The 12,460-nt window shown below is 64.9% G+C and carries 11 protein-coding genes; 3 read left to right on the forward strand and 8 right to left on the reverse strand.

The window, feature by feature from the left end:
* Positions 1-27: 27 nt before the first annotated feature.
* Genes AU187_RS01980 through AU187_RS02005 form a run of 6 tightly spaced genes read right to left on the reverse strand, consistent with a single transcriptional unit; the run spans position 28 to position 7,226 of the window.
* Complete coding sequence (locus AU187_RS01980; protein ID WP_059100481.1) at positions 28-1,086, reverse strand: Rieske 2Fe-2S domain-containing protein; 1,059 nt, start codon at positions 1,084-1,086, stop codon at positions 28-30.
* The gene (locus tag AU187_RS01985) at positions 1,083-2,087 is read right to left on the reverse strand and encodes a PDR/VanB family oxidoreductase (RefSeq protein ID WP_059100480.1); all 1,005 of its coding nucleotides are present in this window, start codon (positions 2,085-2,087) and stop codon (positions 1,083-1,085) included. The genes AU187_RS01980 and AU187_RS01985 overlap by 4 nt, the downstream gene beginning before the upstream one ends.
* Complete coding sequence (locus tag AU187_RS01990) at positions 2,084-3,511, reverse strand: wax ester/triacylglycerol synthase family O-acyltransferase (RefSeq protein ID WP_059100479.1); 1,428 nt, start codon at positions 3,509-3,511, stop codon at positions 2,084-2,086. The genes AU187_RS01985 and AU187_RS01990 overlap by 4 nt, the downstream gene beginning before the upstream one ends.
* Entirely contained in the window at positions 3,511-4,896 is a 1,386-nt protein-coding gene (locus tag AU187_RS01995) for an aldehyde dehydrogenase family protein (RefSeq protein ID WP_059100478.1), read from the reverse strand. The genes AU187_RS01990 and AU187_RS01995 overlap by 1 nt, the downstream gene beginning before the upstream one ends.
* 1 nt (position 4,897) lies before the next feature.
* On the reverse strand, positions 4,898-5,689 hold the full coding sequence (locus tag AU187_RS02000) for a coniferyl-alcohol dehydrogenase (protein ID WP_059100477.1): 792 nt from the start codon (positions 5,687-5,689) through the stop codon (positions 4,898-4,900).
* Positions 5,682-7,226 carry an acyl-CoA synthetase gene (locus AU187_RS02005; protein WP_059100476.1) on the reverse strand — a complete coding sequence of 515 codons (1,545 nt, stop codon included), beginning with the start codon at positions 7,224-7,226 and terminating at the stop codon, positions 5,682-5,684. Before AU187_RS02005 ends, AU187_RS02000 begins: the two co-directional genes overlap by 8 nt.
* A gap of 411 nt (positions 7,227-7,637) precedes the next feature.
* Between AU187_RS02005 and AU187_RS02010 the strand changes: the two genes are divergently transcribed.
* Positions 7,638-8,909 carry a PucR family transcriptional regulator gene (locus AU187_RS02010; RefSeq protein WP_231740365.1) on the forward strand — a complete coding sequence of 424 codons (1,272 nt, stop codon included), beginning with the start codon at positions 7,638-7,640 and terminating at the stop codon, positions 8,907-8,909.
* Between the two features lie 71 nt (positions 8,910-8,980).
* Positions 8,981-9,166, forward strand: a complete 186-nt coding sequence (locus AU187_RS26180; RefSeq protein WP_502687723.1) for a FitA-like ribbon-helix-helix domain-containing protein — start codon at positions 8,981-8,983, stop codon at positions 9,164-9,166.
* 663 nt (positions 9,167-9,829) lie between these two features.
* Here the strand turns inward: AU187_RS26180 and AU187_RS02015 are convergent.
* Both AU187_RS02015 and AU187_RS02020 read right to left on the reverse strand, forming a co-directional pair.
* On the reverse strand, positions 9,830-10,699 hold the full coding sequence (locus tag AU187_RS02015; RefSeq protein WP_059166194.1) for an SDR family NAD(P)-dependent oxidoreductase: 870 nt from the start codon (positions 10,697-10,699) through the stop codon (positions 9,830-9,832).
* A complete protein-coding gene (locus AU187_RS02020; protein ID WP_059100474.1) occupies positions 10,696-11,469 on the reverse strand; it encodes a hypothetical protein in 774 nt (257 codons plus the stop codon). Before AU187_RS02020 ends, AU187_RS02015 begins: the two co-directional genes overlap by 4 nt.
* Before the next feature lie 190 nt (positions 11,470-11,659).
* On the opposite strand from AU187_RS02020, the gene AU187_RS02025 reads away from it, so the two are divergent.
* Positions 11,660-12,307 carry a TetR/AcrR family transcriptional regulator gene (locus tag AU187_RS02025; protein WP_059100473.1) on the forward strand — a complete coding sequence of 216 codons (648 nt, stop codon included), beginning with the start codon at positions 11,660-11,662 and terminating at the stop codon, positions 12,305-12,307.
* Positions 12,308-12,460: the final 153 nt, after the last annotated feature.

Raw genomic sequence — 12,460 nt, forward strand, 5'->3', positions numbered from 1 at the left:
GGACTCCTTTCAGGTGGAACGTCAGACTCAGTTGGTGGTAGCGGTTCTCACGGGTGACCAGCCGGGGCGAAGCGCCGAGCGGCCGGCTTCCTTGGCGAGCATGACCGCGACGATGCGTCTCGCGCGCAATGCCGCGGCGTCGGCCTGGAACTCCACACCGGACCGCCAGCGGTCGTAGCCGGTATGCGCGGCGACTCGTTCCAGGATGGCCGTGTCACGATCGACGAGTCGGCCGACGAACGACTGCAGCGTCGCGGCCGCTGACTCGTCGTTCGGGGCGTAGTTGTACGACGCGAACATGAAAACATGCGTTTCTGTGTCGCTTTCGGGCGTGATCGCATGAGTGCGGACGTTCGCGTACGTCGTGCCGTTTGCCTCCAACTCCCACCTCTGAACATGCATTGCGGGGGAGGCGAACCTCCCGCTTTCCCGCCGCGCATACAACCCCGCGGGATCCAACCCGGTGGCCTCGGCCTCCCAGGCCGCGAGTGGGGCCTGCGGCAGGGACCGCGTGTAGGAGACGGTCGTCTCGGTCACTTCGATATCGTTGAACGCCGGAATCTGTTCCGTTCCCGGCGGCAGGTCCTCGCGGTACACCACTGGGGCATAGGAGAAGTCGAGATAGTGTTCGTGCACCATCAGGTAGTTGGCCCGGACATGCCAGGTATCGGTGAACGTGGACCATCCCGGATCGTGCAGCCACGGAGTACGCGGTGGGCGACTTCCGGCGGCGGCAGCGGGCGGCCCCAGCCAGATCCAAATGAACGGCGGCTCTTCCAATATGGGGAACGCGCGCACACCCATCCCCGCCGGAACAGCGGATTGTGTCGGAACGTGTACGCAGGACCCGTCTGCCAGGTAGGCGCAACCGTGGTATCCGCAGACCAGCCGGTCGTTGTCGACATGGCCGTCGGACAGCGGGAAGCCACGGTGGGCGCAGCGGTCGTCGAATGCGACGGCCGGGCCGCCTGACGGCCGCCACAGCACGACATCTCGGCCGAGCAACCTTCGGGCCAGTGGAGTGTCGACCAGCTCGGCGGACGTGGCGGCCACATACCAGCACTTCGTGGGATAGTTCGCGGTCATAGGTCCAACACCAACTTCTCGCTGCAGGAACGGGATACGCACGTGAGAATCTTGTTGCCAGAGGCGCGTTCAGCATCGGTCAGCATGGAGTCCCGATGATCCGGCTTGCCCTCCACGACGGTCGCCTCGCAGGTCCCGCAGATTCCTTCCAGGCACGACGACATGATCGGTATGTCGGCCTCCTCCAACGCTTCGAGAATCGAGATGTCCTCGGACACTTCGACGGCCACACCGGAGCGCTGGCACACCACCTGAAAGGTTTCCAAGGCCTCGACCCCGGGCTCGGCGACTGGCACCTTCGCCGCGAAACGCTCGATGTGCAGGCTGCCCTCTGGCCAGTGCCGGCAGTGTTCCTCGGCCGCGGAAAGGAGTTGTTCGGGTCCGCAGCAATACACCAGTGTCTGGTCCGCTGGCTCGCTGAGCGCGGCGTTGAGGTCGAACTGTCCTCTCTCGTCATGCGGCCACAGCGTGACGCGGTCCCCGTACGTGTCGACCAGCGGCTGGGCGAACGCCATGGTGGTCCGTCGTCGTCCGAGGTAGATCAATGTCCACTCGCTGCCTGCCTGCTGCGCGGTGTCGATCATCGGGATGATCGGAGTGATGCCGATCCCGCCGGCGATGAACAGGTATCGAGGCGAGTCGACGAGCGCAAAATGGTTGCGCGGCCCCCGGACTCGCACCGCCGTGCTTTCGACGAGGTTGTCGTGAACGTGGCGCGAGCCGCCGCGGCTCTGGGGGTCGAGCAGGACGCCGACGCGCCAGGTTGTGGCATCGCGGGGGTCGCCGCACAGGGAGTATTGGCGAACCAGCCCCTCCTCGAGCAGCAAGTCGATGTGGGCCCCTGGCTCCCAACCCGGCAGATCACCGCCCTCCGGGTCCGCCAAGTCCAGCGCTACGACACCGTCAGCGGCCGCATGCCGGCGGCGCACGACCAGGTCGGTGGTGAACTCGTGCACCTTCGCGGCGGATTGCACAGTCGGTGCTACTCGAGTCGAAGTCATAGGTCGCGACTCCCTTCTGCGGTGACTAGTTCGGACAGCTCGGCCAACTCAAGACGAATGTCGTCCATCAATTCCCATGCGTCAGGCAATGTTTGGGCGTCGCCGACGATCCCGATATCGAGCCCGTCCTGGTAGCTGATGACCGTGATGTTGAGGGTGAAACCGTGGAACACGAGGCTCGTCGGGTAGTGCGCCACCAGTGGTGCGCCGTAGCAGGTCAGCTCCACCGGTGAACCCGCCACATTCGAGATGATCAGGTTCACCGGTGGCCGCACGAACCGCGACGACACCAGTTCCATCAGCCCCCTGGCGGCCATGCCGAACATCGGCACCGGGATCGGCTCGTTGATGTCGCTCATCAGCGTCGGCGGCGCCTTGCGTGCTCGCTGCTTCCCGCGTTCCAACGTTTCGTGGGTGAACGTGAGTCGTTCGCGGGCCGAGGCCAGGTGGGTCGGGATCGGTGCGATGATCGAGGAGATCGCATTGCCGTAGCGGTCTTTGGCGTCCGGCAGCCTGGTTGATACGGGGATGTAGGCGACGAGCGGGTCTGCCGGCAGATCGCCCGTCGCGGTCATCCGGCGACGCAGGGCCCCGGCGCACAGGGCGATGACGATGTCGTTGACGGTCACGCCCAGCCTGTCCTTGATCGCCTTGACGTCGGTCAACGAGACGGTGCCGAACGACACCGAGCGCTCCGCTGACAGCTTTGCGTTGAACCGCGTCCGGGGTGCGTCGAGCCGCTTGGCGCTGAGGTCGCCCCTGGCGATCTGCGACAGGGTGTGAGCGCCGGGCAGGGACCGCAAGACGGGAACTTGATCCAGATGCGCGAGCGTTCCGGGGGCAGACCGTAGGGCGCGGATTCGCCTGCCCGGCAAGGCCGCAATACCGCGCGCCGCCAACACTGCACGGTTCGGAAGGGCGCCGGTGTCGACGTCATGGTCTTCGGAGGCCGCGTCGGCGGGCTGGTCGAGCAGAGTCGCGAATATCTCGGCTGCCGCGATGCCGTCGGCCGCGGCGTGGTGCAACGCCATGACCACCGCGGTACGGCCCCTTAGTCCGTGGAATACCCGCAGATTCCACAGCGGCTTGTCCCGATCCAGCGGTGCCGCGAGCATCTTCGCCACCTCGCCGGCCAGCGCCTCGTCGTCGGCGGGCGCCTCGAGAGTTGTTTCGGAGATGTGATCGTCGAGATTGACCTCGGTGTCGACGAATACCGGTCGGTCGAGGCCGAGCGGCACCGTGACGACCTTCCACCGCAGGGGCTGACAATGGGCTAGTCGCTTCGCGAACCGTTCCCGCATTGTTGCGGCCGTGATTGGTCGCTTGTTGCCGGTCTGATAGATCGCGATTCCGCAGTAGTGCGAAACGGCATTGCCGCTCTCGGCGGCCAAGAACTGCGCATCGAGGCTCGAAAGGCGATGCATCAGAAGATCGTTCGCATGACGTTGACGGCCTTCTCGGTGTACGGCGGATACACCACACGCAGGTCGGGTCGCGCCCGCTTGGCGAGGACGGCCCGCCGATGGCTCATCGCCTCGAACCCCCAGCGACCGTGGTAGGCGCCCATTCCGCTGGCGCCGACGCCACCGAACGGCAGCTGCGGCACCATGCAGTGCATCGCGACGTGGTTGACGACCGCACCACCCGACGGGATCCGGTCGATCAGTGCCTTCGCCACCAGGCGCGACTGAGTAAATAGATACAGCGCTAGTGGTTTTGGCTTGCTGTTGACGAGATCCGCCGCGGAATCGAGCGAATCGACGGTCAGCACGGGCAGGATCGGCCCGAAAATCTCATCGGCCATTACCGGGTCGGTCGGCGACGGATCGACGACCACGGTGGGTTCGATGCGCAACGCGGAGCTGTCCGAGCCGCCGCCAGTGACGACCTTGCCGTCGGTGGCGCTGATCAGGGATACGAGACGATCGAACTGGCGCGCATTGACGATCTGCATCGAGGGATCACCTTCGGCGGAACGGAATTCACGCACGTTCGCGACGATCTTGTTGACGAGGTCATCGGCGATCGACTTTTCGGCAAGCACATAGTCGGGAGCGATGCAGGTCTGGCCGGAGTTGAGCAGCTTCACCCATGCGATGCGCCGCGCGGCCACGTCGATGTCGGCGTCGGCGGCGACGATGACCGGACTCTTGCCCCCGAGTTCGAGCGTGACCGGCGTCAACGTCGGGGCGGCGGCGGCCATGATTTTCTTGCCGACCTCGGTGCCGCCGGTGAACAAGGCGTGGTCGAAACCCTGCGCCAGCAGCGCCTGCGTGACCGCTGCGTCGCCTTCGACGACCCGCACCGCCGCTGGGTCCAGATACTCCGGAATCAGCCGCGCCAGCAGAGCTGAGGTCGCCGGCGCGAGTTCGGACGGCTTGACCACGGCACAGTTTCCGGCCGCCACCGCCGCCACGAGCGGTGCCAGGCTCAGGTATAGCGGGTAGTTCCACGGCCCGATCACCAGCACCACACCGAGCGGGTCGTATTGCACCCACCCTCGTCCCGGCAGCTGGTTCAGCGGCAGCGAAACCCGACGGCGGCGCATCCACCTTTTCAGGTGCTTGCGCGCATAGACCGCCTCGGCCTTGGTCGATGCGACGTCGCCGAGCCACGCCTCGACCGGCCCCCGGCCCAGATCGTCGGCGAGCGCTGCAGCGATCTCGGATTCCCGTTCGTCACACAGCCGCTCGATTCCGCGCAGCTGCTCGAGGCGCCACGACAATCCGCGGGTGCGCCCGCTGCTGAACACCCCTCGTAGCTCGTTCAGCACAGTAGGCGCATCGACGGACGCTGTCTGGCTTGTCATGTCAGATCTCCGGTGCCGGGATGACGCCGGTGAGAACCGCGCCGGTCGCCCCGCCGTCCACGACCAGGGCATGCCCGTTGATCCATTGCGCCGCATCGGATGCCAGGAACACGATCGCGCCCGCGACGTCGCCCGGAGTCGCATGACGCCCGAGGAGGGCTTTGAGGCCGTCGAGGGTGTCCTTGCCCATGGTGTCCTCGAAGTCGGCCAGGATGGGCGTCTCCACCGGGCCGGGTAGCACCGCGTTGATGCGGAACCCGTTCTGCGCGGCCAGCAGACCCATCGCCATCGAATACACGGTGGTGGCTTCCTTGGAGAAGTTGTAGGCGTTTCCTTGCTGCGGGTGCGCCTTGAACCAGGCCAGCCCCTCCTCGAAGGAATCCGTCGCCAGCATTTCGTTGATCGTGTCGAGCCGCGCGGGCCAGCCGAAACCCGCCGTCGACGACACAATCGTCACCGTGCCTCCTGGCTTGAGCCGCTCGAACATCGACTCAGACAAGTGCCGCACGGCCAGCGTGTTGACGGCCAGCACCACGTCAGCGGGTGCGGTGCCGGGAACACCGGCGACGTTCATCAACCCGTCGAACTCGCCCTGGAGTTGCTCCACCGCCGCGTCGATACTGCGCGGATTGGACAGGTCGACATAGATGTGGCCGGTGACCGTGGCCGTCGGGCTATTGCGGTCGAGCGAGTAGACCTCGGCCCCGGCCGCGAGCAGCTTCGTGGCCACCGCGTGGCCGATCCCGGAGGCTGCGCCGGTGACGACGAAGCGCTTGGTGGCGAACTCAGACATGCGTGCTTCCTTTTGTGTAGCTGTCGATAAGGACTCGTTTGAGGAGCTTTCCGGTTGCCGACCTGGGTAATTCGGCGACGAAGTCCACGGACTTGGGGGCCTTGTAACGCGCGATGCGGTCGCGGACGTAGGCGATGATCTCGGCCGCCAGCTCGTCGGACGGCGCGACGCCGTCCCGCAGCTGTACGACGGCCTTGACCTGTTCACCCATTTCGGGGTCCGGCACGCCGATCACGGCGACGTCGAAGATCTTCGGATGCAGGGCCAGGACGTTCTCTATCTCCTGGGGGTAGATGTTGACGCCGCCGGAGATGATCATGAAGCCCTTGCGATCCGTCAGAAACAGATAGCCGTCTTCATCGACATAGCCCATATCGCCGACCGTGCACCAGTTGTCGTGCGCGGGATGCCGTGAAGCGGTCGTCTTTTCCGGGTCGTTGTGGTACTCGAACGGCGCGATGTCGCGTTCGAAGTAGATGCTGCCGATCTCGCCGGCGGGAAGTTCATTGCCGTCGTCGTCGCAGATGTGCAGCACGCCCATCGCGGCCCTGCCCACCGAACCCCGCTTGTTCTGCCACTCCGGCGTGGTGATCACGGTGGTGCCGTGTTGTTCAGTGGCGCCGTAGTACTCCACGAGAATCGGTCCCCACCACGAGATCATCGCGTCCTTCACTTCGGGCGGACACGGCGCGGCGGCGTGCACCGCCAGCCGTATAGACGACACGTCGTATGCGGTTCGGGTTTCCTCGGGCAACTGCAGCATTCGGACGAACATGGTGGGCACCACCTGGGTGACGGTGACCCGGAACCGCTCGATCGCGGCCAGTGCCTCCTCGGCGTCGAACCGCTCCATCAACACCACGGTTCCGCCCAACGCCTGCACCGATGCGCACCACTTCAGCGGGGCGGTGTGGTATATCGGTGCCGGCGAGAGATAGACGTCCTGCTCGCCAATGCCGAATACGTTGCCGAGGAGGGCGACCAACGGATCACCCGGTTCGTCTACCTGCCCGGGCAGCAAGCGTGGCTTGATGCCCTTGGGGCGGCCGGTCGTGCCCGACGAGTACAGCATCTCCGAACCGCGAGGCTGGTCGGTCAGTCGCGGCCCCGCGGTCGCCAACAACTCGGAGTACGACCGATAGCCGGGCACCGCCCCGCCGAACACATACCAATGCTGGACCTCAGGGACCAATGAGACAACGGGTTCGGCCACGGCCCGGACTCCGGCCGAGACGATCACGACGCGAGCACCGCTGTCGCGGAGAATGTATGCGGACTCCTCGGGCGCCAGATGCCAGTTCACGGCAGTGATGTACAGACCGGAACGCAGTGCGGCCCAATACACCTCAAAGGCCTCCGCCGAATTGTCCGAGACCAGGGCGACCACGTCGCCCGGGCGCAGCCCGAGCGCGTGCAGCGCCGACGCGAGCCGCGCCGAGTTGTCGTCGAGCTCGCGATAGGTCACTGTCTTGCCCGAGCCGGCCATCACAACGGCCGGACGGTTCGGGGCGGATGCCGCGTGGCTTCCGGGAAACATGGCCGTCCTTCGCCGATCAGGCCGACGCCGGGATCGGCTCGGCGGCATGTCCAACGTCGAGGCGGGCGGCTCGGCGCTGTCGAAGGCCAACCAGGGCGTGGAATGCAGAGATGGCGGCCGGGAGGAGTACCGGCGCCAGGGCCAGTGTGAGAATGAGGATGGCGGTGAACACAGTTCATTCACTTTCTCCGCGAAAGCGGGTCGTATTGTCGGTAATTTGGCGTTCGAACGATGGGTTTGTCCGCTCGAATGTCGCCGTCGCCGGAAACGTTACGGACGGCGACGTGGTGCAGATACGTCGTCCGTCGACCAACTTTCGTCCTGCATCCGGCGGGCCTTTGTCGACCACCCACAAATTGACACACGGGTCATTCCATGGAGTTCGGGCACCGCGCGCCATAGAGTCGAGTCGTGGCGCAGCGAAGCCGCGAAGATGAGGCGCTGGTCGCCAAGTCGACAGCGATGATCGTCGGCCGGCTCGATGACAGGCTGGCGGAGATCACGCGATCGCTGCAGGAAGTGTTGATCAGCGAGCTGCCAGAGATTGGTGGCGACGGCGAACTGCTGGCGTTGGTGCACGACTCCGTGCAGGGAAACCTCGACACCTTCCTCCCGGCCATTCGCCACGGCATCTCCATCGACCGCATCGAGCCCCCGCCCGCCGCGATCGAGCACGCGCGGCGGTTGGCGCAACGCGAGGTGGATGCGGACTTCTTGGTGCGGACCTACCGGCTCGGCCACCAAGGGTTGCTGCGATTCGTGATCGACGAAATTCGTGCGGCAGAGTTGGACACCCGCCTCGCGCTCGACGTGTTCGAACAGATCACATCAAGGTCGTTTCGGTATATCGACCGAGTGTCGCGGTTGGTGTTGATCGACTACCACAATGAACGGGATCGGTGGCTGGCGAATCAGAACCGGGTGCGGGCGTTGCGGGTGCGCGAGGTCCTCGGCGGGGCCGAAATCGACATCGACGAGCTGACGACTTCCATCCGCTACCCGCTGCACAGGATTCACCTGTCCGTCATCGTGTGGTGCGGCGAGTCCGATGATGGAAACGAACTCGTCGGGATGGAGCGATTCACCGCCGAACTTGCGAAGGCACTGGGTTCGGATGAGCGCCCCTTGTTCGTCGCCGCGGACCGTGTCACCGGGTGGGCATGGATACCGCTTAGCGCCGGTACGGCAGAGGATGCGGCGCGCCGTATTCGCGAGTTTGCCAACGCGCGCACGGATGCGCCGTGGATGGCGGCCGGTGATCCGGCGCCGGGTATCGACGGCTTCCGCCGATCGCATCGGCAGGCTCAGACCGCGCGCACTGTGGTGCTCGCGTCGGGATCACGTCCACCCGCGGTGACGATGTACAACGATCCCGGCCTCGTGGTGGCCGCCCAGTTCTGCGCTGACCTCGAGCACACCCGCGCATGGGTCCGCCACGTTCTGGGACCGCTTGCTTCGGCGACGGACAGCGACGAGCGGATGCGTGAAACACTGCGGAGTTTCCTGCGCACCGGATGCAGTTTCAAGGCAACCGCCGACGAGTTGCACCTGCACGTCAACTCGGTGAAATACCGCGTGCAGCGCGCGCTCGAACGTCGTGGCGAACCAATCACCGACGACCGACTCGATGTGGAAGTCGCTGTGCTGCTCTGCCATTGGTTCGACACCGCGGTGTTGAGCTAGCCACTCTGCGACTCACGGCATCAGGAATGTTGCGATGGGCGTCCTCATGACGTCGGATCACCATCTCGACCATGCTGCACTGCGGGTGTCCGCCGGAAAGCGGCGCGCTGCGTGTACGCGCCGAGCAGCATTGCCGCACTGTTGAAGCGGAGGCCCGGGCGATCCTTATAGGGGTCTTGAACGACCGGCCATCACGATTGTCGACATGCTGTGCAGCGACGAAGGTTCCGCGATCGAGTTCGAACCTGATCGGCTGAACCTCGCGGCACGCGCTCCCGACCCGTTGGGTACGTCCTGGACACCAACGTGGTGTTTGCTCTGCGCGTGCGCGGTTGCAGAGTCCGCCGAAGTTCTCGTCGTGACGCCAAACTTGAGGCACCTCACGGAGTTTGGGGTGCATTAACCTTGGGAGCTGTAGCTCATAACGGTTGAGTCCAGATCGGCCCGCACGGGGCCAATCCGTAACGGCAAACTTCACGACCACCTGGGCATGGTGTCGGCGGTGGTGAAACTCCCGATCGAAGCCAACTTGCCGACTGCTAGGAAATGAATCTTTCCGTGAGACAGAACCCCGGTGCCGTAGCCGTGAGACAGATCGCAAACTCGCAGGTCCACGGAACGGATTGATGCAGCCGAAGGCGAGAACCTACAGCGGCGGCGCCGTTGAACCGTCGGACCCAAAATCCGTGTCCCCGTGTCGAATTCGTGTCATTTGCCCGCGGCTAGATCTGACCTGGCATCGACCCTGGTCGGCGCGCTGAGTACGAGTTGGTCAGGTGTGAGGTCCTGATCGACAAGCTGTTGTGCCACGGCCAGGACCAGTCCGCCACACACCGGGCTTGCTCGCCGCATAGGGGCCGTTGAGAGGAGTCATGGCGCCGATCTGCAGGGACGTGGTGATGGTGGGGGGATGCTCTGGATCATCGCGCGTCCTTGGCGGTGAGGCCGGGCTGAACGCGCGCAGCGAGTGCCGCTGCTCCGCGTTGATATGCGGGACCGAGGAGTCGGACGAGGATGTCGAGGGCGTAGGCGTCCGTACCGATCAGGACCCGAGGGCGCCTACGCCGGACCCCACGGAGGATGATCTGGGCCGCTCGGTCGGAGGAGATGCGGGCGAGCTTGTCGTCGTAGAGTGCTGCCACGGCAGCGGCGTCCTCGCCTGCGGCAACGCTGGTGTTGCGCGCGATAGCGGTTTTGACACTGCTGGGATGCACGCAGGTCACTTGGACTGGGTGTCCAGCTGCGAGCATCTCCTGACGCAGTGATTCGGTGAGTCCGCGGACCGCGAACTTCGAAGCGCTGTAGGCACTTTGACCGGCCATTCCGAGAAGGCCGAAGAGACTGGAGACGTTGATGATGTGGCCATCCCCGGATTTGATGAGGTAGGGGAGAAATGCCTTGGTGAGATTGACGACACCGCCGTAGTTGATGTCCATCACTCGGCGGATCTGGGACAGATCGGAGTGTTCGAGGTCGCCGTGGTGCTCGACGCCCGCGTTGTTGTAGAGCTGATGCACAGCGCCGAAGCGGGCATGGATCTCCTCGGCGTAGGTGAACGCACCGAGGTGGTCGGTGACGTCGAGCCGGTGGCTGGCGATCGAGCCGCCCGCGGCCTGGATGAGGTCTGCGGTCTCGGCTAGTCCGGCCTCGTCGACGTCGGTGATCGCCACCGTGGCGCCTTCCTTGGCCAGATTTGTGGCGAGCGCGCGGCCGATGCCGGAGCCGGCACCGGTCACGACGGTGACTTTGTTGGCGAAGGTCCCGCGGGAGGCGGAGAACAGGTGGTTCATCGGGGCTCCTTGATGACGGGCACGGTGTGGTCGACGGCGTAGGCATGGACAGCGGTGAGCGTTTCGGACTGCTCGTCGACAATGGCCTTCAGTTCGGTGCTGGCCAGGAGATCGTTGACGTCCTCGCGGCTCGGCAACCCGAAGACGATGGCGCCGTCGTGGCGGTGGCCGGGTGGATAGGTGTGGGACAGGCCGGGCGTGCGGTGAGCGATCCCGGTGATGGGAAGGAAACTGTAGGAGCGAACGTCGAGCGCGCCGACGTCGTGGAGGGCCTGGCCGAAACGTCGGTGGACGAAGGCGCGGAACTTGCGCAGTGGGACACCGCGCCGGCGGCGTAGCAACAACACGGTGCGATGGCCGACCGCGGGCTCATGGTGGTTGGTCCACCGGGTGCCGCCGCCGGGGCCGCAGACATGGCCGAGCACGTTGTCGAAGACGTTCTGCTCGTCGTGGAAGATCGTGCCGAGCATTCCGTAGGCAGCACGCGCCATTTCGGGGAAGTTGCGCAGTCGCACTTCGGTCACGCCGTCCCAGCGAAACAGGTCAGGGGGGTGTGTTCCGACAGTCGGTGTGGCGGGCCAGTAGCCGTGATCGGTCGCAGAGAAGTGGTACTGGTTGTACTCGTAGATGTGCCCGCCGCGCTTGACCAGTTCGGCGTGCGGTCCTGCCCAGTAGTCATCGGCGACCTCTCGGGGAAGGTCGGCCCGGAATCGGACCGGGTAGATCCCTGAGAGGGTCTTGGTGGGGGTGATCGACGGTGTCGGGGGCATGGCGTGTCCTTGTCGGGCGGATGAATCGCAGACAGAGCGGTGAGGCTCGCTTGGCTCATGGGGTGGACCCGAGCCGCGGGGTCCTCCCGTAGTCAGATTTTCTGATGAAATCATCACAAGAACGGGCCGGGTATGTCAAGATTTTCTGATAACTTCATCCAACAGCTAGGCCAACGGAGAGACCGGAACCATGACCGCTGAAGTCTCCACACAGTCCACGCGCCGGCCCGACCCGCGCAAAGCACGCACTCGTGCAGCCTTGATCGCCGCCGGTCGCCGACTCCTCGCCGAAGGGCGCACCGCGGTGAGCGTCCAAGAGATCACCAACGAGGCCGGCGTGGGTTTCGGCAGCTTCTACAACCACTTCGACAGCAAGGAGGAACTCTTCGCCGAGGCGGTCGCCAGCACCCTCGACGCCTGGGGCCAGATGCGCGATCTCGTTGTTGAAGGCATCCACGACCCTGCAGAAGTGTTCGCCACCAGCTTCCGGATGCTCGGCCGCATGCAACGAGAACTTCCTGAACTCATTCGGGTGGTGCTCAACCAAGGCATGTCCGTGTTGCTGACCGATCGTGGACTGCGGCCACGCGCGTTGGTCGACCTGCAACGGGGTATCGAGACCGGACGGTTCAGTGTTCCCGACGCCGACATGGGGTTGATGATGTCGGGTGGGGCCCTGCTCGGACTCATGCAACTCCTTGACGCCGACGCCGACCTCGACAGCGCGCAGGTGTCCGACGACTACGTACGACACGTGCTTCTCATGCTCGGCCTGGATGCTGGGGAGGCTGACCGGCTGGTGGCCCTTCCGCTCCCGCCGCTCCCCATTCCCGAGTAACTTGATCCGACTGCGTCAGGACGGCCCGGACACCGTTTCGTGAGACAAAGCTGCGTGCAGTCGCCGTGAGACAAGTTGGAAAGGCCCAGGTCACGCGCATCGACCAATGCAGCCCGGGGAGGAGAACCTACAAGTTGTAGACCAGCAAACGTG

Source organism: Mycobacterium sp. IS-1556, assembly GCF_001499985.1.
GTDB lineage: Bacteria > Actinomycetota > Actinomycetes > Mycobacteriales > Mycobacteriaceae > Mycobacterium.

Excerpts from the sequence above, each read along its gene's own strand:
- AU187_RS01990 (WP_059100479.1), bottom strand. The coding sequence starts at position 3,511 with ATGCATCGCCTTTCGAGCCTCGATGCGCAGTTCTTGGCCGCCGAGAGC.
- AU187_RS02000 (WP_059100477.1), bottom strand. The coding sequence starts at position 5,689 with ATGTCTGAGTTCGCCACCAAGCGCTTCGTCGTCACCGGCGCAGCCTCC.
- AU187_RS02020 (WP_059100474.1), bottom strand. The coding sequence starts at position 11,469 with ATGCCCCCGACACCGTCGATCACCCCCACCAAGACCCTCTCAGGGATC.
- AU187_RS01980 (WP_059100481.1), bottom strand. The coding sequence starts at position 1,086 with ATGACCGCGAACTATCCCACGAAGTGCTGGTATGTGGCCGCCACGTCC.
- AU187_RS01995 (WP_059100478.1), bottom strand. The coding sequence starts at position 4,896 with ATGACAAGCCAGACAGCGTCCGTCGATGCGCCTACTGTGCTGAACGAG.
- AU187_RS01985 (WP_059100480.1), bottom strand. The coding sequence starts at position 2,087 with ATGACTTCGACTCGAGTAGCACCGACTGTGCAATCCGCCGCGAAGGTG.
- AU187_RS26180 (WP_502687723.1), top strand. The coding sequence starts at position 8,981 with ATGCTGCACTGCGGGTGTCCGCCGGAAAGCGGCGCGCTGCGTGTACGC.
- AU187_RS02025 (WP_059100473.1), top strand. The coding sequence starts at position 11,660 with ATGACCGCTGAAGTCTCCACACAGTCCACGCGCCGGCCCGACCCGCGC.
- AU187_RS02005 (WP_059100476.1), bottom strand. The coding sequence starts at position 7,226 with ATGTTTCCCGGAAGCCACGCGGCATCCGCCCCGAACCGTCCGGCCGTT.
- AU187_RS02015 (WP_059166194.1), bottom strand. The coding sequence starts at position 10,699 with ATGAACCACCTGTTCTCCGCCTCCCGCGGGACCTTCGCCAACAAAGTC.